Origin of the sequence: Exiguobacterium sp. s125 (genome assembly GCF_018618605.1) — a bacterium.
Taxonomy (GTDB): Bacteria; Bacillota; Bacilli; order Exiguobacteriales; family Exiguobacteriaceae; genus Exiguobacterium_A; species Exiguobacterium_A oxidotolerans.
Map to the genome: position 1 here is coordinate 653,095 of NZ_JACSMI010000001.1, position 25,208 is coordinate 678,302.

Here is a 25,208-nt window from a genome sequence, read left to right on the forward strand (position 1 = left end):
TTGGGTATTTTTTTTTAGAACTAGAAAAGGGACGTGTACATATGCAATCGAAGTTTAAAGAAAGACGAGCATTTTTTGACTTTCGCTTGTTCTTTACGATGTTGATTCTGATGGCAATCAGTACGGTGATGGTTTATAGCGCTAGTGTTTGGAACGGTGGCGATTATGCGAACACTTCGTTTTTCGAGAAACAACTGATGTTTGACGGCTTGGCAATCGTGGCATTTTTATTTGTTGCGCATCTCAATCATGAAGTGCTTCGAGGTCCGATTTTTCGTTTAGTCTTGTATCTCATCACATGGGTGATGTTGATGGCGACGTTGTTTTCTGAACCGTTGAACGGGGCACGAGCGTGGTTGAACTTTGGTGTTTTTTTGATTCAACCGATCGAGCTCTGTAAATTCGTCTTAGTCGTCGGGTTAGCGAATTACTTTGATCAAAAACAAAAAGGGACGTTGAATGGCGTAATCGGAATCGTTCATCACTTCATCCACCGTCAAATCTCTCCCTCTTCCGCGGGCAAGCGGATGTTACTTAGTTTGTCTGATTGGATTTTAATTCCGATGCTCGTCTTGCTGGCACCTTATGCAATCATCATCCGGATGCAACCCGATGATGGGGGATTGTTCATCTTGTTGTTGATTACGGCAATGATTTGGTTTGCTGTCGGATTACCGAGTGGTTACATCACATTAGGGTTCATCGCAATACCGTTAGTTGGTTTCTATGCGTATAATAATTTTTCAGAGAATCAGCTGAAACGAATTCATGTCATCTTTAACCCGTTCCTCGATGCGGAGGGAAAAGGCTATCAATTGATCAATTCGGTCATTTCAATTGCCCATGGAGGCGTGTTCGGCGTCGGGTTAGGGAACAGTTTTCAGAAATATGGGTATCTACCTGAACCAGAGACCGATTACATCATGTCAATCATTTCGGAAGAACTTGGATTTGTCGGCGTACTTGTCGTCCTTGGATTACTGTTTTTCTTAATGTTTCAAGGTGCGAGAATCGCCCAAAAATGTGTTTCGCTGTATTCAAGCATGATGGCGATTGGTATTTCTTCCATCATCTTCATCCAGACAACGATCAATATCGGTGCCATGTCAGGCTTGTTCCCGGGAACCGGGGTCACGTTACCATTCATCAGTTACGGGGGGTCTTCGTTACTCGTCATGAGTACGATGCTCGGTGTGCTGGCGAATATTTCCATGCAAAATAAACATCGAATAGCGTATCATAAAGAAGTGCAAGATGCACGGACGATGAGCGCAACGAGTTCATTAACAAAAGGGGGAGCATCAGTTGACAAAAATTAAAAAGATTCTTGTAGCAAACCGTGGTGAAATCGCAATCCGAGTATTTCGGGCAGCAACCGAATTAGGCATTCGGACAGTTGCGATTTATTCGAGAGAAGACATGGGATCGCTTCACCGTTATAAAGCAGACGAAGCATATAGGATTGGTGAGGGGAAGAAACCAATCGAAGCGTACCTAGACATTGAAGGTATCATCGCAACTGCTAAAAAAGCAGAGTGTGACGCGATTCACCCAGGGTATGGTTTTCTGTCTGAAAACATTGAACTCGCAAAACGTTGCCGTGAAGAAGGCATCATCTTCATCGGTCCACAAGAAGAACATCTTTATAAATTCGGTGACAAGGTACGAGCGCGTACGACAGCAATCGAAGCCGGCTTACCAGTCATTCCGGGAACGGACGGTCCGATTTCAACGATGGAAGAAGCCTATGCTTTTGCTGAAAAAACAGGTTATCCATTGATGGTTAAAGCTTCTCTTGGTGGAGGGGGACGCGGTATGCGCGTTGTCCGGACAGAGGAAGAGCTGCCGGAAATGATTGAGCGTGCGAAATCAGAAGCATTAAAGGCTTTCGGATCAGACGAAATATACATTGAGAAATTAATTGAACGACCGAAACATATCGAAGTCCAAATCATTGGCGATGCCCATGGTAATATCATTCACTTGTTCGAACGTGATTGCTCTGTTCAGCGTCGACATCAAAAGGTTGTCGAAGTGGCACCATGTGTCACGCTTTCCGATGCAGGACGGAAGAAAATTTGTGACGCGGCAGTAACGCTAATGAAACACGTCGGGTACGAGAATGCAGGAACAGTCGAGTTCCTAGTGACGCAAGATGAATCGTTCTACTTTATCGAAGTTAACCCGCGTGTCCAGGTCGAGCACACAATCACGGAGATGATTACAGGCGTCGACATCGTACAAACGCAAATCCGGGTGGCAGAAGGTGAGTCGCTTCATAGTGAGCTCGTTGGAATTCCGGTGCAAGAAGAGATTCAGATGCTTGGTTTCGCGATTCAAAGCCGGATTACATCGGAAGATCCAGAAAACGGCTTTTTACCCGATACGGGAAAAATTAAAGCTTACCGCTCACCCGGCGGTTTCGGAGTCCGTCTTGACGGAGGGAATGCTTACGTCGGTGCAGAAATCTCACCATACTATGATTCACTGCTCGTTAAAATCTCAACGCACGGCCTGACGTACGATCAAGCTGTCGCGAAGATGAGCCGAAACTTAAGTGAGTTCCGGATCCGTGGAATCAAAACAAACATTCCGTTCCTAAGCAACGTCTTGAAACACCATGCATTCATCAGTGGTGACTACAACACGTCCTTCATCGATGATACGCAAGAATTATTCATCTTCCCGAAACGGCAAGACCGTGGAACAAAGTTATTAACGTATATCGGCGAAGTTTCTGTCAATGGATTCCCTGGTATCGGAAAAATCGACAAACCGTTAGCACGTGACGTTCGGATTCCGAAAGATTTACCAACGACGTATCAAGCGGGCACGAAAGCGTTACTTGATGCAGAAGGGCCGGTTGGTGTTGCGAATTGGTTGAAAGCACAAGAACAGGTCTTGTTGACAGACACGACGTTCCGGGATGCACACCAGTCGTTACTTGCGACGCGGATGCGGACGAAAGATTTAGTAGCGATTGCAGAAGCAGAAGCAAAACTCTTGCCGGAATTGTTCTCGGTCGAGGCGTGGGGTGGCGCGACGTTCGATGTAGCATATCGTTTCTTGTCAGAAGATCCTTGGACTCGTTTAATGAAATTACGTGAACAAATGCCAAACGTCTTGATTCAAATGCTATTACGTGGTGCGAATGCAGTCGGTTATAAAAACTATCCGGACAACGTCATTCATGCTTTCGTCAAGGAAGCGGCCCAAGCAGGCGTTGATGTCTTCCGAATCTTTGATAGCTTGAACAATCCGGAATCAATCCAATTAGCAATTGACGCGGTCTTACCGACAGGGAAGATTGCAGAAGCAGCCGTCTGTTATACAGGCGATCTGTTCGATGCGAATCGTCCGAAGTATCACTTACCGTATTACGTCAAGTTAGCGAAACAATTGGAAGCAAGTGGCGCGCACATCATCGCAATCAAAGATATGGCGGGTCTGTTAAAGCCGGAAGCAGCGTATGCGTTAGTCTCTGCTTTAAAAGATGCAGTCGATTTACCGATCCACCTCCATACACATGATGCGAGTGGGAACGGAATCTACACGTATGCCCGTGCAGTCGATGCCGGTGTTGACGTCGTCGATGTCGCTGCTTCGAGTATGGCCGGCTTAACGAGTCAACCAGCAGGAGGAAGTTTAATCCATGCGCTGAGTGGACACCCGCGTCAGCCACTTGTTTCAGCACAGAAATTCGAACAAATTTCAGATTATTGGCAAGATGTTCGTCACTTGTATAAAGCGTTCGAACTCGATATGTTAGCACCGAATCCAACCGTTTACGACCATGAAATGCCGGGCGGTCAATATTCGAATCTTCAACAACAGGCAAAAGCAGTAGGACTCGGAGATCGTTGGTCGGAAGTCAAGAGTATGTACGCCCGCGTCAACATGTTGTTTGGTGACATCGTCAAAGTAACACCGTCGTCTAAAGTAGTAGGAGATATGGCCTTGTTCATGGTCCAACATCACTTGACAGAAGAAGACGTCTTACATCGTGCGAGTGGGCTCGATTTCCCGGATTCAGTCGTCGAACTGATGAAAGGTGAGCTTGGCACACCTCCGGATGGGTTCCCGAAACAAGTGCAAGATGCGATCCTCAAAGGTGTCGCACCATTAACAGAACGTCCAGGGAAAATGATGGAGCCGCTTAACTTTGATGCCATCAAACACGAATTGTTTGAAAAGCTCGAACGACCGATTACTGAATTTGATGCGCTTGCGTACGCGCTTTATCCGAAAGTATTCATGGATTATAGTTCATATGTCGCACGTTATGGAGACGTCTCGGTCCTTGATACGAGTACATTCTTCCACGGCATGCGACTCGGTGAAACGATCGAAGTCGAAATCGAACGTGGTAAAACGTTGTACCTCAAGTTGATTCAAGTCGGACAGCCGAATGATCACGGTGTGCGAATCGTTTACTACGAAATGAATGGTGTTCCGCGTGAAGTTGAAGTCAAGGACATTAGCGTCAAGGAAAGTTCGTCCAGTCGTCCGAAGGCGGACCGGTCGAACCCGAAACAGATTGGTGCATCGATGCCGGGAAGTGTCCTGAAAGTTCTTGTCGAACCAGGAGCACGTGTCCGTAAAGGGGAGCAATTGCTCGTCACGGAGGCGATGAAAATGGAAACGACGATTCAAGCACCGGAAGACGGAGAAATTAAAGCCGTCCATGTCAACGAAGGCGAAGCAATCGCAAGCCAAGATTTATTAATTGAATTCATCTGATTCGTAGCGTGGTGATTCGATAACTTTAAAATAGAATCGATGAAAAACAGGCAGACGCATGGCGGCTAGCCTGTTTTTCTTTTTAAGCAGTATTATCGGAGGAGGAGCTAGGAATGAATATCATCTGTTGGATTAGAAGTGACTTTCGACTTCAGGATAATCAAATGTTGGCGAAAGCGGTAGAATACCTCGAGCAGGACGATCAAGCGACCGTGGAATTTGTTTTTTGGCTTAACCCGGACTATATCGGTTCTTACGAAGCGAGACAACAGTATTTCTTTCAAGCGCTGGAGCACTTTTCGGATAACTGTAAAACAAAGGGCTTGCCGATTCGTTTTATTGAAGGGGACGAAGCGAAGTTCTTAGAGGAAACAGCTATGGCAGACCATTTAATTTTTAACGCCGAATACGTCGAACCGTTTAAAACGCGCGATGATGCGATTATTAAAAAACGTCAGCGTCAACAGACGGATCGTGTACTTGATCGTCATTTGTTGCATCCGCATGCAGTCAAGAAAAATGATGGTGGCTATTATAAAGTGTTCACACCATATAAAAATGCGTTCTTAAAAAAAGATCTTCCAGAACCAGTCCAAGTGAATCTCGATCGTCTGCAAGCCCAGTATAAAAAACACCAAAATGACAACTCGTTCATTGAGGAGTACTTTAAACAGGCTCAATCCGAGGTTGATTTTCAGGTGGGTGAAGAAAATGCGCAGGACCGTTTACATCAGTTCATCTCGAGCGGACTCGAACAGTACGAAGAAAATCGGGATATCCCGTCAATCGACGGAACGAGTCGGATGTCACGTTACCTGCGGACGGGAGAAATCAGCATTCGGACCATTTATACGCAGGTTGAGCAAGCAGCTGCTTCAAAAGGAAAACAAACCTATTTGACGGAATTAATTTGGCGTGAATTTTACTATACAATTTTGATGCACCATCCAGAGTCAAAACGTCTACCGGTAAACGAGCAGTATAATGACATTCAATGGGAAGACGACGAGACGGGGTTTGACGCGTGGAAAAAAGGTGAGACAGGTTATCCCATCGTTGATGCGGCGATGCGTCAGCTGAACACAACGGGCTGGATGCATAACCGGCTCCGGATGATTGTAGCCTCCTTTTTAACAAAAGATTTGTTAGTCGATTGGCAAAAGGGTGAACAATATTTTCAGAAGAAGTTAGTCGACTATGAAGCGGCTTCGAACATCGGGGGATGGCAGTGGGCAGCATCTGTCGGAACGGACGCCGTACCATACTTCCGTGTCTTCAATCCGACGACCCAATCGAAAAAATTTGATGCGTCTGGTGACTTCATTCGTCGATATGTACCAGAGATTAAGGACTTGCCGAATAAATTCATTCATGAACCAACAGACCAGCAACGTGAAGACTATGATTACCCAAAACCAATCGTTGAGCATGATATGGCACGTAAACGGGCGATTGCTCGCTTTAAAAAGTAATAAACTACGAACGCGGTACCGACATAAAAAAGATGGAGCATCACAGTGAAATGATGCTCCATCTTTTTTTGACTTGTCTAATATGCTTAACGATCTTGCCTTGTCCGGAACGCGTGATACGTCATGTAAGACAGTACACCAAAGTAACATGTAATCAAGAACGCGTGTAAAAGTGGAACGTAAGTCGCGTGTCCGCCTAAAACGATCCAGGCACCTGTCGCAACTTGGCAACTGATGAAGAACGTAGCAAACGCCATCCCTTTTTGTGTCGTCCGATGCTTTAAGCGAATCGCGACGAAGTGCACATATAACGTATAGAAGAATAATAAGCCAGCCATAATGCGATGAATCATTTGGACCCATGACTCGTATGTCATCGTTGGTTGCGAACAGACGGGCCAACCGACACAGGCATACGTTGCGCCGACGTGACGGACATATGCGCCCGTATAGACGACGATCAGCGTGTAAATCAGCAGGCCGTACAGGAGTTTACGTAAGAATGCTGGGACCGTTTCCCTGAATTCTCGTCCTGGACGTTCCATGATTAATAGCGTCAAAATGAGCAAAGAAGCGAAGGAGATAAGCGAAATCCCGAAATGGAGCGCCATGACGAGGTCAGACTGTTGCCAAACAACAGCGCCTGCTCCAACGATGGATTGAATCAACATGAAGATAAAAGCAAGAAAGGCAAAAATCTTCGTATCGAGACGCTCTTTGAAAGCGACGAGTGTCCATAAACATAATGCGATGATTAATAGTCCGACGACACCGGTTACGGCGCGGTGGCTGTATTCAATCATCGTTTCTACACTAGGGTTAGTCGGAATGAGCTCTCCGTGACAGAGTGGCCAGTCTGTTCCACAGCCGTTCCCTGAATCAGTCTTTGTGACTGTGCCCCCCATCAACAATACGATCATCATCGTGAATGTGACGAATGCCGAAAAAATCGAAAGCTTTCGATTCAAGACACGGACACCACCTTTCTAAAATATACAATATACAGTCATGCGCATAGCAATAGTATCGCATAAAAAATATCGAAACGCTTGCAATCTTTTAGAAGAACGCTATTCTAATATTAGGTAAATATGGTGAACTGTGAGGTTAATCACATAGATTTCACATTTTGTTCATTATGTCGAAAGTATTTTCATGCGTCACGACCCTGAATATGTGGTATCTTTTATAGAGAAAAGGACGTTTCGTGGCGTGTCTGTGTTATTTCTGTGAAGAAAATACGTGTCTCATGCGTGCAGAGAGGATACAGGCGGTTAGAAGGAGGAAACAACATGGCGAAAGTAAATGGGGAGACGCTTGACATCATGATCGAGCAAACGGATCAACCGACGTTCAAGGACTATGTCACCCTAGCAAAGATGGGAATCGTTCGCGCGAATCTCATCACCGTCTTCGCAGGATATGTCGTGGCAGCATCGTATTTAACCGATGATGTCCTGTTATACCTGTGGCAGACGAAGTTGACATTATTGTGGACACTTCTTGGAAGTGGCCTGGTCATTGCCGGAAGTTGTTACCTCAACAACTACATTGACCGAGACATCGATTACAAGATGGAACGGACGATGGGGAGACCGAGTGTGACCGGCAAGATGGATGGACAGCGCATATTGGCATTAGGACTTGGAATACTTGCGACGGGAACGGTGCTTCTCTTGATCGTTAACCATGTCGCGGCAGTGTTCGGATTGATTGGATCATTCGTCTACGTCGTCATCTATACGATGTGGCTCAAACGAACGCATACGATCAATACGGTCGTAGGAGGTATTTCAGGAGCAGTGCCACCGATCATTGGATTTGCGGCAGTCACTCCAGCACTTCATATCGATGCCTGGATTTTATTCCTCATCATGTTCGTCTGGCAGCCGCCTCACTTCCTTGCACTCGCAATGAGACGGACAGAAGAATACCGTGCTGCAGGTATTCCAATGTTACCGGTCGTTAATGGTTTTGCCATCACGAAACGACAAATTGTGTGGTGGATTGCAGTCTTAGTCCCATCATCACTACTCTTGGCACACTATGGTATCGTCTACACGATTGTCATGGCGGCGTTAAGCGGTTACTGGCTTTACATGGGACTGAAAGGTCTCAAAATCAAAGAAAAACAAGCTGAAATTAAATGGGCATCGAAAATGTTCTTCTTCTCGCTCTTTTACTTCACAGCTTGGATCGTGACGGTCGTACTCGTTTCTCTCTAAAACGATTTGACATATTCACGTACACCATTACAAGAAAAAAATTGGGGAAAAGAAAGTGGGGATGGTTGTGAAAAAATCAGGAAAAATGCTCTTCCGGCTTCTTCCGATCGGTTTGATGGCATTATTGTTATCAGGTTGTGGAATTCCGGAATTGTCCGCGCTTCAGCCTCGCGGGGAAGGCGCAGAAATGCAACTTGAGATCATCAAGCTCAGCTTATGGGTAATGTTGTTCGTCCTTGCGATTGTAGCGGTCATCTATGTTTACGTACTTATGAAATTCCGTCGTAAATCGGGAGATAACACAGTTCCGAAACAAGTCGAAGGAAATCATACGCTTGAAATCATTTGGACAGTTATTCCAATCCTTCTCTTGGTTGTTCTCGCTGTACCGACAATCAAAACGACGGTTGAATTAGCCGATGCGAAAGAAGCGAAGAAAAACGAACAAATCAACGTTACGGCAAACTTGTACTGGTGGGAGTTCGAATATCCAGACAAAGGTGTTTCGACAGGACAAGAACTTGTCATCCCGGTCGGAAAACGTGTTGCTGTCAACTTGACTTCTAAAGACGTCATTCACTCATTCTGGGTGCCGGCACTTTCTGGTAAAACAGATACAAACCCAGGGCTCGATAACGAGATGTGGTTACAAGCACAAGAAGCGGGCACATACTACGGTAAGTGTGCGGAGCTTTGCGGACCTTCTCATGCATTGATGGACTTTAAAGTCATCGCACTCGAGCAAGATGATTATGATGCATGGTTAAAAGACATGAAAACTGCAAAAGAAGCAGAAACAAAACAACTCGATGCTAAAAATGAAAAAAATTGGACGACGGGCGAACAAGTTTACGCTCAAAACTGCCTCAGCTGTCACGGTGGCGGGAAAGTCGCGCCAAGCTTAACGAACTTTGGTGACCGTCAACGTATCGCAGGATACCTCGATCACGACAAAGAAAACCTCGAGAACTGGATTCGCGATCCGCAAAAAGAAAAACAAGGGACAAAAATGCCTGGTTTCTCTGAAGATCAGATTAGCGATGAAGAATTGAGTGAACTTGCAGACTACCTATTGGACAAAAAGCTCCAATAAAATTAAGGGGGAATCATAGTGGGGACACATACTATGGGTATGCCGAAGAAAAAAAGCGGCATCATGGACTGGCTAACGACAGTCGACCATAAAAAAATTGGGATTCTCTACATCATGTCCGGATTGTTCTTCCTTCTGGTCGGTGGCGTAGAAGCCTTAATGATTCGTTTTCAATTGATTAAACCGATGAACGATTTCGTCAGCGGTGAGTTATTTAACCAGTTGATCACGATGCACGGTACGACGATGATCTTCCTGGCAGCGATGCCGATGTTGATCGGTTATATGAACGCTGCTGTGCCGCTTCAAATCGGAGCACGTGACGTTGCGTTCCCGTTTTTGAACGCACTTGGTTTTTGGTTGTTCTTCTTCGGTGGCGTGCTCTTGAACTTATCATGGTTCTTCGGCGCAGCACCGAACGCAGGATGGACAGCTTACGCACCACTATCGACAGTCCCGGAATCACTTGGTGTTGATTTTTATGCACTCGGGTTACAGATTTCTGGTTTCGGTACACTTATGGGGGGGATTAACTTCCTCGTTACGATATTGAACATGCGCGCACCAGGTATGAAACTGATGCGGATGCCTTTGTTCACATGGACGGCGTTCGTTGCATCAGCTTTGATCGTCTTCGCATTCCCTCCGCTTACGGTCGGTTTGTTCCTCTTGACGTTTGAACGTCTTTTCGGAGCTCACTTCTTCGACCCGGCAGCCGGCGGTAACATCGTCATTTGGGAACACCTCTTCTGGATCTTCGGGCACCCGGAAGTATATATCTTGATTTTACCGGCATTCGGTATTTTCTCTGAAATCATTCCTACATTCGCACGTAAACGTCTCTTCGGTTACACGACGATGGTCTTTGCGACAATGTTGATCGGTTTCCTCGGATTCATGGTTTGGGTTCACCACATGTTTACAGTGGGTCTCGGACCAGTCGCAAACGCAATCTTCGCTGTTGCGACGATGGCGATCGCTGTACCGACCGGTGTGAAGATCTTCAACTGGCTGTTCACACTTTGGGGCGGTAAATTGACGTTCCCGGTTGCGATGCTTTATTCGGTCGCATTCATCCCATCATTCCTTGTGGGTGGTATGACAGGGGTCATGCTTTCAGTTGCTCCTGCCGATTATCAGTATCACGACAGCTACTTCGTTGTTGCCCACTTCCACTACGTTATCGTTGGTGGGGTCGTCTTCGGTCTCTTTGCGGGTCTTTACTATTGGTTCCCATTGATGTTCGGAAAACAGCTCAACGAATTCTGGGGCAAGATTCAATTCTGGTTGTTCTTCATCGGCTTCCACTTGACGTTTTTCCCGCAACACATCCTTGGTCTTACAGGTATGCCACGTCGTGTCTTCACGTACTTACCAAACCAAGGCTGGGAAACAATGAACTTACTATCATCGATTGGTGCAGGCTTCATGGGTGTATCAACAATCGTTCTTGTTGTTTCAATTGCAGCGGCATTGATGTCGAAAGAATATGTGAAACGCGATGTTTGGGGTGACGGTCGTACCCTTGAGTGGACGCTTCCTGTTCCGACTCCAGAGTACAACTTTGCACAAACACCACTCGTCAAAGGACTCGACACGTACTGGCTCGAAAAAATGGCTGGAAATAAAACAGTTTCCGTATCGGAAGAAGTCGGCGATATTCACATGCCGAATAACACGATTTTGCCATTCGTCATGTCAGTCGGCTTGTTCCTTGCAGGTCTTGGATTCATTCTTCGTCTTGACTACGGAACTGTCGGTCTTGTCATCGCCTTGATTGGTCTTGCAACGACACTCTTCGCGATGTTCCTACGTTCTTGGATTGACGATGAAGGATACTACATCCCGAAATCGGTCATCGAAGAAGATCTACGCCTTGAAGCTGAAAAGGAGGCGAAGTAAGATGGGTCATCATTCAGTACCAAATAACCCAGTGACTGGTATTCCAGATCATGTTGAAAAAGCAACACTTGAGGGTAAGAATAAATATGTAGCTTTCTGGTTCTTCCTTGGAGGAGAGACGACATTGTTCGCCTCTCTCTTCGGAACATACATCGGATTGCACAACTCAGGCGCAAAAGAAGGATTACGGAGTTACGACATCTTTGAGATGGAACTCGTCTTCATCATGACGATGCTTCTTCTGACGAGTTCATTGACAAGTGTTCTTGGGATGATGGCGATGAAACGGAATGACGTTGCGAAAATGAAGATGTGGCTCATTATTACGCTCGCTCTCGGTCTAGCATTCCTCGCTGGTGAGATTTATGAGTTTAATCACTATTACCACATCGGTCATACGTTTACGTCAAGCGCATTCGGTTCGGCGTTCTACACACTCGTCGGGTTCCATGGAGCGCACGTCTTGTTCGGTCTTCTCTGGATTTCGACCTTGCTCATCCGTAACTGGAAACGCGGCATCACAGTCGTCAATGCACCGAAGTACTATGTTTCAAGTCTTTACTGGCACTTCATTGATGTCGTCTGGGTCTTTATCTTCTCAGTCGTCTACCTCATGGGGATGGTGAAATAAGATGGAAAAACACGAACCACAAGTTACACGTAACCAGTTAGAATTAGAAATGAAAGCTGATCGTAGCCGCGAAATGCAGCTACAATTGATCAGTTTTGGACTGATGATTTTCTTGACGTTGATCGCTTTCGGCGCAGTGATGGCAGAGCTTATGCCACACTGGGCTGCAGGTGGATTCCTCGTCATCATGGCAATCGTCCAAGTCTACCTTCAGTTATATATGTTCATGCATATGAATAACAAAGGGAACACATGGATTAAAGTCATGATGGGACTCGGTATCTTCGTTGCCTTAACAATCGTCGCGACACTTCGCCTTTTAATTTGGTAAAAAATTGTGACCATTCTGCTAACGTTTAGCAGGATGGTCTTTTATTTTGGAATCGTTTTATGAGAAACCTTTACAATGAAATAGGGGAACGGTAATCTTAGTTTGTAGGAAACAGGAACGGGGTGAGAAATATGTTAGGCAATTTAAGGGGTGCTTTATCGCAATTCGATTGGACTGTCTTGTGGAGCCCGTATTACGCGTTACTCTTGATCGGTCTTTACGTATTGTATGCATTCATTACTGAAAAAATTAGACGACCAGACGAGGCAGAAACGACGTTAGCTCAAAAGTTCATGATGCTAGCGGCTTTATTCGTCTACTATATTGGCTTTGGTAGTCCGCTTGATGTGTTAGCGCATATTACGTTCTCTGCGCACATGCTCCAGATGGTTTTCGTCTATATGGTGGCGCCGCCACTGTTGATGCTAGCAATTCCGGGTTGGGCATTTAAGCGATTGTTCGGCGTCCCGTATTTAGGGAAGGCATTACGCTTCTTCACATTGCCATTGATTGCGCTCGTCGTGTTCAATTCCTTGTTTACGTTTTACCATATGCCGTTCATCTTTGATTACGTCTTGACGAACTATACGGTCCACCGTTTGTTCCACGGGACATTAATCTTCCTCAGCATGACGATGTGGTATCCAATCATCGCACCTGTCAATGAGGAGGATAGTCTGTCCGATTTGAAAAAGATGGTCTACATCGTTGCGAACGGCGTGCTGTTGACACCAGCTTGTGCGTTCATGATCTTCAGTCAGAGCTTCCAATACGATGCGTATCAAGACCCAGCGACATTCGCGAAAGTCTTGGCTTACTGTCTGCCGAATAATGATGTGAGCGGCTTGAACATGGAACGCCTATTTGGGACAACGAAAGATTTACTCGAAGATCAACGGTTCGGAGGCGTCTTGATGAAACTTGGACAAGAACTCGTCTACGGGATCTTCTTCGGTTTGACCTTCTTCACGTGGGTGAGACGATCAAAAAGTACTGCTGTCGATGAAGGCATGTCCTTCACGCCAAAAGCGGATTAAGTAAATGGAGGAAGTCTGAAAATGAGTTATTTGCCGTTGATTTGTGTTTCTTTGATTGTTCTCAGTGCAATATTTGTAGCAATCGGTTGGTTTTTGATCGCGCAGACACGCCGGAATATGGGGGCGCATAAAGTCGTGATGAACATTGCGGCAGCGCTCGCGTTACTGTTCTTCATCATGTACGCGCTTCGGACGATCTTACTCGGGAATACTGCTTTCGGGGGACCGGATACGGTTAAACCGTACTACACAGGATTTTTAATCTTTCATATTTTACTCGCCACATCGGGTGGTATCTTAGGCTTAATCGCTTTGTTCTACGCCTATAAACAAAACTTTGCCCGTCACCGTAAAATTGGTCCAAAAGCATCGGTCATTTGGTTTTTGACGGCAATCACGGGAGTCCTTGTCTATTGCCTGTTATACGTTGTGTATGAGCCGGGCGAAACAACAAATGTATTTCGTGCGATTTGGAATCATTAAGGGGGGGTTCGCTTTGAAAAAAAATAGTTATTTGACGGTAGCCGCCGTCGTTTTGATTTTAGTCGCCGCTGCAGGGGGGTATTATTATTTCTTTATGAAAGAAAAGCTACCTGTGATTGCTGAACCGACACCATTTGAATTAACGAATGCCGTCAACGGGAAAACATTTGATTCAGAAGATGGTAAAGTAAAAGTATTGACGTTTTTCTACTCGAATTGTCCAGACATTTGTCCTTTGACGTTAAATGACTACCGGAAACTCGAGAAAAAATTACGGGCGGAAAATCTATATGGATCCGATGTCGAACTTGTCGCCGTGACGGTCGACCCTAAAGTTGATACGCCGAAGGTCTTGAAGAAGTATGCGTCTAATTTCGAGGCGAATCCTGAAGGCTGGAAGGTTTTAACGGGGGATGAGGTCGTCATTGATCGTCTGACACGCCAGTTGAACTTCTATTATTCAAAAGCAGAAAGTGGTCTTGTCACACACGGGACACAAATGTTCATTCTCGATCGCGACAATAAGGTGCGTGCGATATCTTCAATGGCGAAGACACCTGACGAGCCGGTCGATCTCGAGGAAGTCATGACATCCGTCAAACAACTTGCGAAGGAGTGATCATTTTGGTTGAAGAATATCAGAATAAAGGTGAAGTGACGGTATCAGTACAAGCAATTGAAGAGTTATTGTTGTGTGCCGTCATCGAATTTGGTGTCGTTTGTACACGGATTAAACGTTTGCCGACGGAAGGGATTTCGTTTAGCTTGAAGGTTACCGCAACGGTGCAACAGTTACCTGCCCTCTATATGGGTTTGCGAGAACAAGTCCGCTTACAACTCGGAGACGGGGTAGTCGACTACCTCCAACTGGTCACAAAATGAGACATATAAAGGCCCCTTCCACGTCTGGCGGAAGGGGCCTTTACTTTTAGGCCTGGACAAGGAGTAGGGGGACCAGCACACAACACACGATTTTTTTGGTAACAGACTTTTTAGCGACTGTTCCGTGAAGAATGCCTTGAAGTCTCTCGTGACACGTCGACTTGAAAAAGCAATCAGACACGGACTCGGCAGCGCAACGAATCGCCTAAAGAAAATTTTTAGATGAAAAAAACCGCTCCTTTTAACAGGAACGGTCGGATAGAACTTATTTTTCGAGTGTTTCGAGTAACCCTGTCAAGCGACGCTCACAATCTTTAACGATTTCAGGTGGGAACTCTTCATCATACTCAACACCATGTGGATAGTAGTGTTTTCCGAGAAGTGGTGTCATCATGCGAACGATCGCGTGGCGATCTTCAATTTCACCTTGAATTGCATAAACTGGAATCCGGAGATAGAAGACCTCTCCTGTTGATTGTTTTTCGTACTTCATGTCATACATCGCACGTTCGTAATCCCATTGTCCTTCACGGACGAAACGGTGGTGGTCCATGATTGTCTCAAGTAAACCAAACTTAATTTCTTTGCCTTCGATGCCGTATTTCTCAAACTTCATGTTTGAATCCCCCTATACCCCAGTTTGCTAGTAGATACTAGTCTTTCCAAACTATCATACCATAATGAATGATTCGATAAAGTAAAAGTTGTGAAGTCAATTTGAAGAATTCATGAATTCTTATATTTTCGTTCGACATATTCTAAAATCGTATCCGGTGCATGAATTCCTAGATGGTTCAGGCCTTCTCCACCAAAGAAGACGTTGAACTCGAGTATATAAATTTTTCCGTCGCGGAAAATCAAATCAAAACCGGCATGATCGATATCGAGTCGTTTCGCGAGTGCGAGAACAAAATCGAGTGCTTCTTGTGGGATGTTCTCGAAATCAAGGACCCCACCCTGGGCGACATTGTTTAAAAATTGCGCACCGCCGACACGCCAGTAGGCAGCGAGAACTTGATCACCGATGACGACGACACGAAGGTCTTTTTCGTTCGGGATATATTCTTGGACGTAAAACGTCTCATGGTGATCGGTATACTTCTTCCAGTCGATTTCATCCTTAATCAGGTGAACCCCTTGGCCCATCGAACTGCGGACAGTCTTCGCGACGAATGGGAACGAAAATTCATCTAAAACACGCTTCACGGTGAATTCATTTTTTCCGTAAATACCGGTCCGAGGAATATTGTCCGGAATCACGGTTTTAAAAATACGCGTCATCTCGATTTTATCGTGCCCGAGATGGAATGTCGAGGCGGACGGGAAAATCGGTTTTTTCATTCCGTAGATGATGGAGTGGATCTGCCAATATTCGGGGAACAAGACGACGTCCGCTTTGGCGATTTTATCGAGCGAATCAAAATGGTAGTCTGACTTCGCGTGATCGGTTTTAATCCCGATCGTCCGAAACATATTAAATGATAAAAATTGCATACAATTCATTCCTTCCTTCTGAACAAAGTATACACAATTCAGCGTGCTAGGAGCGAGATAAATGTTATGATATGATGGTGAAGTCAAGGAGGAGATTCGTTGTGATTTATTCTGATAAAACGATAGACCTCATCAACGCTGCGGAAGAACTGACATCCGCTCTTTTGCATAGCGAAACAGGTCAAGCATATATAAGTGCCAAACAAGCACGCGCAAATTCAGCACAAGCACAAGACGTCATTCGGGATTTTAATCGAATCAAGGAAGAATACGAGCTTGTTCAACGTTTTGGTCGATATCATCCAGATTACCAAACGATCACGAAAAAAGTACATGAAGTAAAGCGGGCGCTCGATCTGCAAGAAGAGGTCGCGACGTTTAAAAAAGCAGAAAAACAATTAGAGACGTTACTCGGACAAATTAGTCTGAAACTTGCCGGGGAAGTGTCACCTCAAATTAAGGTTCCGACGGGTAATCCATTCTTCGATCAAGGATGTGCAGGTGGATGTTCGACCGGAGGTAGTTGTAGCTGTAGCGGCTAATGCCGAACAAGGGAGGAACGGTGTTGTGATTAAGGATCGAATTGGACTGATCGTCTATGTCAACGCGATGAAAGCATCGCGTCAATTGCGCCGATTTGGAAACGTCTATTTTACATCGAAGCGAGAAAAATATGTTTTTTTATATGTTGATTTGGAGCAGTATGAACGTTCGGTCGAAACGATTGCTGCATTGCCTTTCGTCGATTCCGTTCTTCGTTCGGAGCGACCATTCATTACCGAAACATACGCAAATAAAAAAGGTAAACTGCAAGAAGAAGTATAAACGTTGGAGCGATGAGGACATCCTCGTCGCTCTTTTTTGAAGGGAAGGAAAAGTCATGCGAGTCATTTCTGGAGAACGAAAAGGTACTAAAATTAAAGCGGTACCGGGGGATAATACACGACCGACGACCGATAAGGTCAAAGAATCATTATTTAATGTCATCGGACCTTATTTTAACGGGGGACGTGCACTTGATCTCTTCGCGGGGAGCGGTGGCCTTGGAATCGAGGCATTGTCACGTGGATGTGAAGAAGCGGTATTCGTCGATCAGCACTTTAAAGCGGTTCAGACAATTAAAGAAAACTTGATGACGACTCGATTGGCTGAGAGAAGTCGTGTCCTAAAAAAAGATGTCTCCGTTGCTTTGACGGAACTCGCATCAGAAACGCCATTTAAACTAATCTTTCTCGATCCACCCTATGCCAAGGAACGACTCGTCGAACACGTCACGTACATAGAGCAACACGACATGTTGACGGACAATGGCGTCATCGTCTGTGAGCATGGGTCAGAGATTGAATTACCTGATCGGATTGGTCGCCTTGAAGTTGTGAAAAGGATGCGGTACTCAACGGTCATCTCAATCACATTATATGAAATTATCGAACTGGAGGAAGAAGTATGAAACGTATCGCCATCTGTCCGGGGAGCTTTGACCCGATCACGAACGGTCATCTTGATATTATCGAGCGTGCTGCACCCATCTTCGACGAAATCATCGTCGCGGTATTAAATAACTCGTCGAAGCAACCTTTATTTTCGGTTAAAGAACGTATGGAATTGATTTCTGAGGTGACGGAGCACTTACCGCATATCAAAGTGGATTCTTTTAACGGTCTGCTTGTCGACTATGCAGCAGAAGTAGGGGCGACGGCAATCGTACGCGGGCTACGTGCTGTATCCGACTTTGAATATGAGATGCAGGTGGCCTCAATCAATAAGAAGATGAATGACCAGATTGAAACCTTGTTCATGATGACGAGTAACCAATATTCGTTCCTCAGTTCCTCAATCGTCAAAGAAGCTGCAAAGTATGGTGCTTCCGTCGCCGGTCTTGTGCCACCGCCCGTCGAAGAAGCGTTACGTCAAAAGTATGCGAAAGGAGAATTGAAATGAAAGCATGGAAACCTGCGCTCGCTGCCATCGTCGCGGCGATGATCGTCTTCTTTGTTCCATTGCCCTATTTCATCTCATATCCTGGAGACGCAACATCGACAGAACAAATCATTGACGTATCGGGTGCGGAAAAAGAGCCGGGCGATCTAATGATGTTGACCGTTGCGCAACGGCGGGCGACACCGTATTTTCTAGTCGAGAGTTTATTTTTACCTTTTTCTGAAACGTCGGATGTAAGTGACTATTTATATGACGGTGAATCTGACGCACAATACGAGAACAGACAACAACTTTACATGGAAGAAGCGCAACATAATGCAATGATTGAAGGATATGAACTGGCTGATAAAGAAGTCGAGGTCGACTTTGAAGGCGTTTATGTCTCTGGCATTATTTCTGGCGGTCCTGCTGACGGGAAGTTACGTGCCGGGGACCAGATTGTTGCCGTTGATGGAGCACCGTTAAAATCAATGAGCAGCTTTATGCAGACAATTAGTTCGAAAAAAGCAGGGACAGATGTGAAAGTGACATTCGAACGGGACAAAAAAACGAAAACAACGACGATCAAGGTCGGGAAACTAGCGAAGAACTCAGAGCAGGTCGGGCTCGGTATCTATGAACCGCTTCCGATGTCAGACGTGCAGACGGATCCGAAAGTCGAGTTTAACTTAGAAAATGTTGGTGGACCATCGGCCGGGATGATGTTCACGCTTGAGATTTATGATCAATTGACAGATGGTGATTTAGCGAAGGGACATACGATTGCTGGTACTGGAACAATTGAAGAGGGTGGGAAAGTAGGACCAATTGGTGGAGCTTGGCAAAAAGTCGTCGCAGCAGACGAAGCGGAAGCGGAAATCATGTTCGTCCCAGCCGGTTCGAATTATGAAGAAGCAAAACCATCCATCAAAAAACTCGGGACGAAAATGAAACTCGTCCCGATCAAAACAGTTGAGGATGCACTCGATTATTTAGAAGAGTTACCAGAAAAATGAGCAAACCGACGATGTTCCTCTAGTTGGTCATACCGAGCCAAGGGAACGGCATACGCTGCCGTAACTTGGCTCTCTTTTATGAGCCAAGGGTGCGCCTCGAATGTGCTGATGACTCGAATGTGTTGCTTGATTTGCCGTAGCGCTTGTCTTCCTTTGTCATTAAAGGCAAGTGGTCGCACGTAATCGATTTGGTCAAATGCAACCGAATCGATTTCTTCCGTCATCGTCGAGGTCAGTAAATAAATGAGTGTGCGCTGTAAACTTGTCCGCGTATAGCGGCGTGTTTTGATGAAAGTCATGAAGTCGTCGAAAGTCGAGCTGTAGCGGGCGCCTTCGACGAGACGAGGTGCCAGTGACGTATCAATGCCGTTAAATTGCATGAGAACGCCTAGAGGCGTCGATAGAAGCCGGTTCCGGATAAAGGGATAGTAGAGATCAAATGAAGCAAAAGTCGCCCCTTGGAGTACGCTAGCGCTTTCTTTTGGAAGTCCTGTCAATTGGTGCGTTTCATCGTAGTGGGCACGGATTGCTGTCGCGCTCATGATATCGCCGACTGACAGGTCGTGGTAGCCACTTCCGATACGCTTTGTCGTATGTAAGGAGATGTTTGATGCAGCACGGGCATAATAATAACCGAGTGTGTTATTCGGCGTCGTCAAGTCGAGCGTCGTCGTCAATGCGCGGAATGCCTGGCTCGCTGCCATCGCGGAAGATAATCCGTTTGATAAGCCTTCTTTGACGAGTCGCTGGTACGCAGGAGTCTCTTCATTTTTTTCAGATGCTGCTAAAAGGAAAGGGGTGATGTCTCCACATTCACTCCCGAATGACAAAGACGTAGCGCCGATCATTTCGGCGATCGTGACGCCTCCTTGCGCAAAACGGTCGGCGCGTTGGACGGAAAAATAAAACGGAAGTTCTAAGACAAGGTCGATTTCGCCGCTTGCGACGGCCGCTCGTGCACGTGTCCACTTGTCACTAAAAGCAGGTTCCCCGCGCTGCATGAACGTTCCGCTCATGATGGCGACGATCAAATCGGCATCGGTTTCCTCGCGTGCGATTTTGGCTTGATAGAGGTGTCCGTTATGAAACGGATTGTACTCTGAAATAATTGCTGTCATCTTCATGAAACTTTCTCCTTTGCAAACGGAATTAAGTGCGGTAATATGGATGAAGACGTCCGAAAGTGTTCGTTCTCTAGCGATTTCAGTGTAAAGAAAAAACATTGACAAAACAAGATGTCCTCTCTATAATTCATATTGTTGCAATTGAGGTGATTCGGATGAAATGGTCCCTGATGCAATTGAATAAATTGCGCAATCTGGGTCAACTTCAGGTTAACGAGACGATCGAGCTTCCTGAGCTCATCGCCCTCCATCCGGATATCCGGGCGGTGCAACCTGTGCACATTCGTGCAAATGCATCGTTTACATCGAATCAATTAATATTCAATCTCCGGATTACTGGCGAAATGACGCTTCCGGATGCCCGGACGCTAAATGACGTCGCGTACCCGTTCGAGATTGAATCCATCGAGTCGTTCCTGCTCGAAGTTGATGCTGCTCCGGTTGATTCGGACGATATCAATTTACCGAACGGGAATACGGTCGATCTTCGACCACTCGTGCAAGAATTGATTTTACTTCATGTGCCAGTGCAAGTGCATGGGGATGATGAAGAAAATCAGTTGGTTCAAGGGGAAGGTTGGACGGTTCTTTCAGAAGAATCTCCAGAAGAAGCTGAACCAAAAATTGATCCGCGACTTGCGGGTCTCGCTCAGTTCTTTAAAAAAGATCAGGATTCCTAATTTTTTGATAAAGACGAGTGTATTTTTTCAAGGAGGTGGACAACGATGGCAGTACCATTCCGCAGAACGTCGAAAACACGCAAACGTCTTCGCCGTACTCATTTCAAACTCCGTGTACCAGGTATGGTCGAGTGCCCAAACTGTGGTGAAATGAAACTTTCACACCGTGTTTGTAAAGCATGTGGCTCGTACAAAGGTAAAGAAATCGTCAGCAAGTAAGCTGAATGATCGGTATAAAGACGACCTGTAAAATCGAGAAAATCGGTTTTACAGGTCGTTTTTTTGATATATAAAGGAGTGATTCGACGATGAGCAGAATAGGAATCATCGGAGCCGGTGCTGTTGGGTTATTACTTGCTTCCTACTTAGCAGAGCACCATCAAATTACGTTATATACGAGACAGTTAGATGACGGGACAAAGCGAATCCTACGAGACAATCAATGGAGTCCGACCGTAAAGGTTCGACCGATTGCGCATTTCGAGTCACAAGACTTGGTGTTCGTTACGACAAAGTCGTATGATATAAAAAGTGTGATTCCTTATCTAGAACACGAGAAAAATCCAGTCGTTTTTTTACAAAATGGAATGGGACATCTTGATGCAGCACGTGCTCTGCCGCAAGCAATTTTCGGGGTCGTTGAGCATGGCGCGATGAAAACAGGTCCTTACGAAATTTGTCATACGGGAAAAGGGCGCATTCGATATGGGAATCATGTCCTGTCGATGCTGAAGCGAGATGCGTTGCAGTTTGAGCACGTAACGAATATTGAAGCAGTCATGGTGACGAAATTATTCATGAATGCTGTCATCAATCCATTGACAGCTTATTATGGGGTTGAAAATGGGCGATTACTCGATGAACCGTATGCATCGAAAGCACGTGCCGTCTTTGCAGAAGTGCGTAGTGTCTTCCCGAACCACCCGATTACGTATGATGAAATCGAACAGATTTTAAAGCGTACGCGTCTCAATCGCTCGTCGATGTTACGGGATGTGGAGCAAGGACGAATGACGGAAATCGATCCAATCGTTGGGTATGTGCTAAAGCAGGCGACGCAACCGACACCGTTGTTAGCTTATTACTTTCAGGAAATTAAGCATCGAGAACAAGAGGGGGATTCGTTGTGACGGTTTTTATCATCTTTCCACTGTTCAGTTTAATTGTCCTTTACTTATTATTCCTGTTGTTGTTTCGGACGCATGCCAAGGCCGTCCGGGTCGCGCTTGATCTCGGGACGTTCATCGTATTGTATGCGATTCATGTTTCGTTAATCGCATTGACGGGGCATAACTACATGGGTTGGTTGTTGATTGCGGTATTGTCAGTGTTTGCATTAAATGCGTTATGGCAACGGATTCGACAAGTCGACATCGATTATGTCCAAATGATTCGACATAGTTGGCGAATCATCGTCTTGATTGCCCTTCCTGTACATCTCATACTGTTTGGAATTGGAATTCGTCAACTAATGATTGGTTGATCAAGTTAGAAAGAAGGGATTTTGTTTGAAGGTACAATCATTTCACGCCTTATATGAAGACAACTCGTTGATGCATAGAGCGACGGGTGAAGACTTTTCTAAATATGTAGACCACATCGGAGAAGAAGGGATGCAAGCGCGGAGCCAACGTCTTCGAGAGCGTCAGTATCCTCATCTCAGTCCACTCGTCGATGAGTTGATTCGTCAAAATCCGCAGATGACTGGAATGATTCGACAGCGTCTCGAACGTTTACGGACGGGTGAGGCACAAGTCGTCATTACTGGGCAGCAAACCGGTATCTTCGGGGGGCCTTTATATGCAATTTACAAACTGTTAACCTGTCTAAAGGTCGCGAAGCAAGCGGAAAATCAATTGGGGTTACCGGTTGTTCCGATTTTTTGGCTCGCGACCGAAGATCATGATTTTGATGAAATCAATCATATCTATGCACCGACGGCAGAATATCAACCGCGAAAATTGACGGTTTCACCGCAAGATACGATTCAGCGTTCCGTTAGTCGGATGACGCTCGATCAAAAAGTGGTCAAACAAGTCTTACGCCAAGCCTTGAGCGTCGACCAAGAAACACAAAATACAAAGGAACTTGTTTTGCTGGTGGAGCGGTTGATTGATCAAGAAACGACATATGGCGGTTTTTTCTCAGCGCTACTCGGAGAATTAGTGAATCATGATGTCATCTTTTTTGATGCCGATGCAAAAGCAGTACGCGAACTCGAAATTCCATTCTTTGAGCAGTTGATTCAAGACAACAAAGAAATTCGTCAAGCGTTGTCAATCGGGATTCAGCAAACGACGGACTTACCGGATACCTTCTTGAATGAAGAAGCAGCGCATCTGTTCGTCGAGGACATCGGACGGGATTTATTGTACCCGGGAGAAGACTTTGTAACGAAGCAGGGGAAGACTTACACGGAACTTGAGTTACTGGCGTTGCTGTATGCAAGTCCTGAGCGTTTTTCGAATAGTGTCGTCACACGACCGTTGATGCAGGATTATCTGTTCCCGACCCTCGCCTATATCGGAGGACCTGGTGAGATTGCCTACTGGACACGTCTTCGACCATTGTTCCATCACTTTGATTGGACGATGCCGCTGCTCATTCCACGAATGGGCGCCGTCATGTTACGGGCGCGGGACGAAAAGCTGCTTCGCCGGTATGACTTGTCGCTAGAACAAGTATTATCGCATGGTGTAGCGATTGAACCGTTCGATGCGACGAAGATAAATAGTCAGCTGCATTCGTCGCATATTTTAGGTACTGCACTCATTCAAGAAATTGAACAGGTCGAGCGGGCAACTTCTAAAAATTTATCAGCGACGAAAAAGCTGAATAAACAAATTCAACTCGCAATCGATACGCTCGTTACGCAAGAGCGGCGGAATTACGATCGCCTCATGCGAACAAAACGCTCACTCCAGTATCAACTTCTTCCGAATGGAGCGCCTCAAGAGCGCATGCACTCCATCTTGCCATGGCTCAATCGCTACGGTTTAGATTTAATTCAAAACCTGCGTGTACAATATGAGCAGACAGATGCTGAACAATTGGAAATTTTGCTTTAAACCTGCTGAAATGAGCAGGTTTTTTTGTTTTTTTAGCGAAAGATACCTAAAAGTGAAATAAATCAAGAAAACTGTCTCATTTTCGTAACGTTTTAAATAAGGAATGTGATACATTGAAAAAGAGTAACGTCCATCTTGGACACTGAAAGGTGAGGCAGGGCATGTTTGAACATGAAACGGTATTAAAATGGGAGTCCATTAAAGGGCTAGATATTAAACCTGATGGAGTATATGTAGATTGTACATTAGGTGGAGCAGGACACAGTGAAGAAATCGTGAAGCAATTGACGACAGGTCATCTCTATGCATTTGATCAAGATGACGTCGCGCTTGCCCATGCGGAAGAACGTCTCGCAGCGTATGCCGGTCGCTTTACGCTGATTAAGAGTAACTTCGTTCACTTGCAAGAAAAGCTAAATGAGTTAGGTGTAACTAAAGTAGATGGTATTTTGTTTGATCTCGGTGTATCCTCGCCCCAGCTGGATGAAGGGGAACGTGGTTTTAGTTATAACTTTGATGCGCGTCTCGATATGCGAATGGATCAAACGTCATCGTTATCGGCATATGAAGTCGTCAACGACTGGCCATATAATGATCTCGTTCGGATTTTCTTTACATACGGAGAAGAAAAATTTTCGAAGCAGATTGCACGGAAAATTGAAAAGGCACGTGAAGAAGGTCCAATCACGACGACGTTCGAACTGGTCGAACTCATCAAGGACGCGATTCCAGCGCCTGCCCGTCGAAAGGGTGGGCATCCGGCAAAGCGGACGTTCCAAGCGATTCGGATTGCTGTCAATGATGAATTGAATGTCTTCGATCGAGCGGTGTATCAGGCGATTGATTTGCTGGCTGTTGGTGGTCGTCTTTGTGTCATCACGTTCCATTCACTTGAAGACCGCATGTGTAAACTAGCATTTAAAGAAAAATCATCGTTACCTGAGCTTCCACAAGGATTGCCGATGATTCCAAAAGAGTTTGAACCAGAACTTCGCCTCGTCACACGTAAGCCGATTACAGCAGGAAATGATGAGCTTGATGATAACCGTCGTTCACGTTCTGCTAAGTTACGGATTGTTGAAAAAATGAAGGAAAGTTGAGAGGAGCATT

27 protein-coding genes are annotated in these 25,208 nt (G+C 45.6%); 23 read left to right on the plus strand and 4 right to left on the minus strand.

All coding sequences use genetic code 11. The annotated features are described in order from the left end of the window. Positions 1 to 41 precede the first annotated feature (41 nt). From KNQ05_RS03155 to KNQ05_RS03165, 3 genes are all read left to right on the plus strand, one after another. On the plus strand, positions 42 to 1,319 hold the full coding sequence (locus KNQ05_RS03155) for an FtsW/RodA/SpoVE family cell cycle protein (protein ID WP_088837457.1): 1,278 nt from the start codon (positions 42 to 44) through the stop codon (positions 1,317 to 1,319). After that, entirely contained in the window at positions 1,306 to 4,740 is a 3,435-nt protein-coding gene (locus KNQ05_RS03160) for a pyruvate carboxylase (protein WP_214765242.1), read from the plus strand. The genes KNQ05_RS03155 and KNQ05_RS03160 overlap by 14 nt, the downstream gene beginning before the upstream one ends. 113 nt (positions 4,741 to 4,853) lie before the next feature. Further along, positions 4,854 to 6,212: a cryptochrome/photolyase family protein gene (locus KNQ05_RS03165; protein WP_088837455.1), complete on the plus strand. Its 1,359-nt coding sequence runs from the start codon at positions 4,854 to 4,856 to the stop codon at positions 6,210 to 6,212. A gap of 86 nt (positions 6,213 to 6,298) precedes the next feature. Here KNQ05_RS03165 and KNQ05_RS03170 read toward each other — a convergent pair whose 3' ends face one another. Further along, complete coding sequence (locus KNQ05_RS03170) at positions 6,299 to 7,180, minus strand: COX15/CtaA family protein (protein ID WP_029330938.1); 882 nt, start codon at positions 7,178 to 7,180, stop codon at positions 6,299 to 6,301. A 324-nt stretch (positions 7,181 to 7,504) separates the two neighbouring features. On the opposite strand from KNQ05_RS03170, the gene cyoE reads away from it, so the two are divergent. The 9 genes from cyoE (at position 7,505) to KNQ05_RS03215 (ending at position 14,796) form a co-directional block, all read left to right on the plus strand. Continuing rightward, positions 7,505 to 8,437, plus strand: a complete 933-nt coding sequence (gene cyoE, locus KNQ05_RS03175) for a heme o synthase (protein WP_088837454.1) — start codon at positions 7,505 to 7,507, stop codon at positions 8,435 to 8,437. Positions 8,438 to 8,498: 61 nt separating this feature from the next. Then, complete coding sequence (gene coxB / locus KNQ05_RS03180; RefSeq protein ID WP_088837453.1) at positions 8,499 to 9,530, plus strand: cytochrome c oxidase subunit II; 1,032 nt, start codon at positions 8,499 to 8,501, stop codon at positions 9,528 to 9,530. A 33-nt stretch (positions 9,531 to 9,563) separates the two neighbouring features. After that, positions 9,564 to 11,432 carry a cytochrome c oxidase subunit I gene (gene ctaD, locus KNQ05_RS03185; RefSeq protein ID WP_201302332.1) on the plus strand — a complete coding sequence of 623 codons (1,869 nt, stop codon included), beginning with the start codon at positions 9,564 to 9,566 and terminating at the stop codon, positions 11,430 to 11,432. Between the two features lies 1 nt (position 11,433). Next, positions 11,434 to 12,063: a cytochrome (ubi)quinol oxidase subunit III gene (locus KNQ05_RS03190; protein WP_088837451.1), complete on the plus strand. Its 630-nt coding sequence runs from the start codon at positions 11,434 to 11,436 to the stop codon at positions 12,061 to 12,063. Position 12,064: 1 nt separating this feature from the next. Continuing rightward, the gene (locus KNQ05_RS03195) at positions 12,065 to 12,394 is read left to right on the plus strand and encodes a cytochrome C oxidase subunit IV family protein (RefSeq protein WP_088837450.1); all 330 of its coding nucleotides are present in this window, start codon (positions 12,065 to 12,067) and stop codon (positions 12,392 to 12,394) included. Between the two features lie 131 nt (positions 12,395 to 12,525). Beyond that, a complete protein-coding gene (gene ctaG / locus KNQ05_RS03200) occupies positions 12,526 to 13,431 on the plus strand; it encodes a cytochrome c oxidase assembly factor CtaG (protein WP_088837449.1) in 906 nt (301 codons plus the stop codon). Positions 13,432 to 13,452: 21 nt separating this feature from the next. Further along, the gene (locus tag KNQ05_RS03205; protein ID WP_029330931.1) at positions 13,453 to 13,914 is read left to right on the plus strand and encodes a DUF420 domain-containing protein; all 462 of its coding nucleotides are present in this window, start codon (positions 13,453 to 13,455) and stop codon (positions 13,912 to 13,914) included. A 13-nt stretch (positions 13,915 to 13,927) separates the two neighbouring features. Beyond that, positions 13,928 to 14,533, plus strand: coding sequence for an SCO family protein (locus tag KNQ05_RS03210; RefSeq protein ID WP_088837448.1), 606 nt, complete (start codon positions 13,928 to 13,930; stop codon positions 14,531 to 14,533). Continuing rightward, positions 14,530 to 14,796, plus strand: a complete 267-nt coding sequence (locus KNQ05_RS03215) for a hypothetical protein (RefSeq protein ID WP_353048584.1) — start codon at positions 14,530 to 14,532, stop codon at positions 14,794 to 14,796. The genes KNQ05_RS03210 and KNQ05_RS03215 overlap by 4 nt, the downstream gene beginning before the upstream one ends. A gap of 265 nt (positions 14,797 to 15,061) precedes the next feature. Here KNQ05_RS03215 and KNQ05_RS03220 read toward each other — a convergent pair whose 3' ends face one another. Both KNQ05_RS03220 and KNQ05_RS03225 read right to left on the minus strand, forming a co-directional pair. Further along, positions 15,062 to 15,412 carry a YugN family protein gene (locus KNQ05_RS03220; protein WP_029330928.1) on the minus strand — a complete coding sequence of 117 codons (351 nt, stop codon included), beginning with the start codon at positions 15,410 to 15,412 and terminating at the stop codon, positions 15,062 to 15,064. A gap of 110 nt (positions 15,413 to 15,522) precedes the next feature. Then, entirely contained in the window at positions 15,523 to 16,290 is a 768-nt protein-coding gene (locus tag KNQ05_RS03225; protein ID WP_251132448.1) for an ATP-grasp domain-containing protein, read from the minus strand. Positions 16,291 to 16,391: 101 nt separating this feature from the next. Between KNQ05_RS03225 and KNQ05_RS03230 the strand changes: the two genes are divergently transcribed. From KNQ05_RS03230 to KNQ05_RS03250, 5 genes are read left to right on the plus strand one after another with little or no spacing between them, the layout of a single operon-like run. Further along, a complete protein-coding gene (locus tag KNQ05_RS03230) occupies positions 16,392 to 16,832 on the plus strand; it encodes a YlbF/YmcA family competence regulator (RefSeq protein ID WP_029330926.1) in 441 nt (146 codons plus the stop codon). Positions 16,833 to 16,857: 25 nt separating this feature from the next. Further along, positions 16,858 to 17,115, plus strand: coding sequence for a YlbG family protein (locus tag KNQ05_RS03235; RefSeq protein WP_088837445.1), 258 nt, complete (start codon positions 16,858 to 16,860; stop codon positions 17,113 to 17,115). Between the two features lie 55 nt (positions 17,116 to 17,170). After that, positions 17,171 to 17,740, plus strand: coding sequence for a 16S rRNA (guanine(966)-N(2))-methyltransferase RsmD (rsmD, locus tag KNQ05_RS03240; protein ID WP_088837444.1), 570 nt, complete (start codon positions 17,171 to 17,173; stop codon positions 17,738 to 17,740). Next, positions 17,737 to 18,231, plus strand: coding sequence for a pantetheine-phosphate adenylyltransferase (gene coaD / locus KNQ05_RS03245; protein ID WP_088837443.1), 495 nt, complete (start codon positions 17,737 to 17,739; stop codon positions 18,229 to 18,231). Before rsmD ends, coaD begins: the two co-directional genes overlap by 4 nt. Then, a complete protein-coding gene (locus KNQ05_RS03250; protein WP_214765236.1) occupies positions 18,228 to 19,226 on the plus strand; it encodes a SepM family pheromone-processing serine protease in 999 nt (332 codons plus the stop codon). Before coaD ends, KNQ05_RS03250 begins: the two co-directional genes overlap by 4 nt. On the opposite strand, the gene KNQ05_RS03255 is transcribed toward KNQ05_RS03250, so the two are convergent. After that, entirely contained in the window at positions 19,199 to 20,350 is a 1,152-nt protein-coding gene (locus KNQ05_RS03255) for a tRNA(Met) cytidine acetate ligase (protein WP_088837441.1), read from the minus strand. The genes KNQ05_RS03250 and KNQ05_RS03255 overlap by 28 nt on opposite strands. A 155-nt stretch (positions 20,351 to 20,505) precedes the next feature. Between KNQ05_RS03255 and KNQ05_RS03260 the strand changes: the two genes are divergently transcribed. The 6 genes from KNQ05_RS03260 to rsmH all read left to right on the plus strand — a co-directional run bounded on the left by KNQ05_RS03260 (position 20,506) and on the right by rsmH (position 25,198). Continuing rightward, positions 20,506 to 21,030: a YceD family protein gene (locus KNQ05_RS03260; protein WP_088837440.1), complete on the plus strand. Its 525-nt coding sequence runs from the start codon at positions 20,506 to 20,508 to the stop codon at positions 21,028 to 21,030. 45 nt (positions 21,031 to 21,075) lie between these two features. Continuing rightward, a complete protein-coding gene (gene rpmF, locus KNQ05_RS03265) occupies positions 21,076 to 21,249 on the plus strand; it encodes a 50S ribosomal protein L32 (RefSeq protein WP_012370841.1) in 174 nt (57 codons plus the stop codon). 89 nt (positions 21,250 to 21,338) lie between these two features. Beyond that, positions 21,339 to 22,160, plus strand: a complete 822-nt coding sequence (locus KNQ05_RS03270; protein ID WP_214765230.1) for a ketopantoate reductase family protein — start codon at positions 21,339 to 21,341, stop codon at positions 22,158 to 22,160. Next, positions 22,157 to 22,513, plus strand: a complete 357-nt coding sequence (locus KNQ05_RS03275) for a DUF3397 family protein (RefSeq protein ID WP_214765228.1) — start codon at positions 22,157 to 22,159, stop codon at positions 22,511 to 22,513. Before KNQ05_RS03270 ends, KNQ05_RS03275 begins: the two co-directional genes overlap by 4 nt. Positions 22,514 to 22,538: 25 nt before the next feature. Continuing rightward, positions 22,539 to 24,098 (plus strand): bacillithiol biosynthesis cysteine-adding enzyme BshC, encoded by a 1,560-nt coding sequence (gene bshC, locus KNQ05_RS03280; protein WP_214804406.1) that lies wholly within the window; start codon positions 22,539 to 22,541, stop codon positions 24,096 to 24,098. 161 nt (positions 24,099 to 24,259) lie between these two features. Continuing rightward, positions 24,260 to 25,198: a 16S rRNA (cytosine(1402)-N(4))-methyltransferase RsmH gene (gene rsmH / locus KNQ05_RS03285; protein ID WP_029330916.1), complete on the plus strand. Its 939-nt coding sequence runs from the start codon at positions 24,260 to 24,262 to the stop codon at positions 25,196 to 25,198. Positions 25,199 to 25,208: the final 10 nt, after the last annotated feature.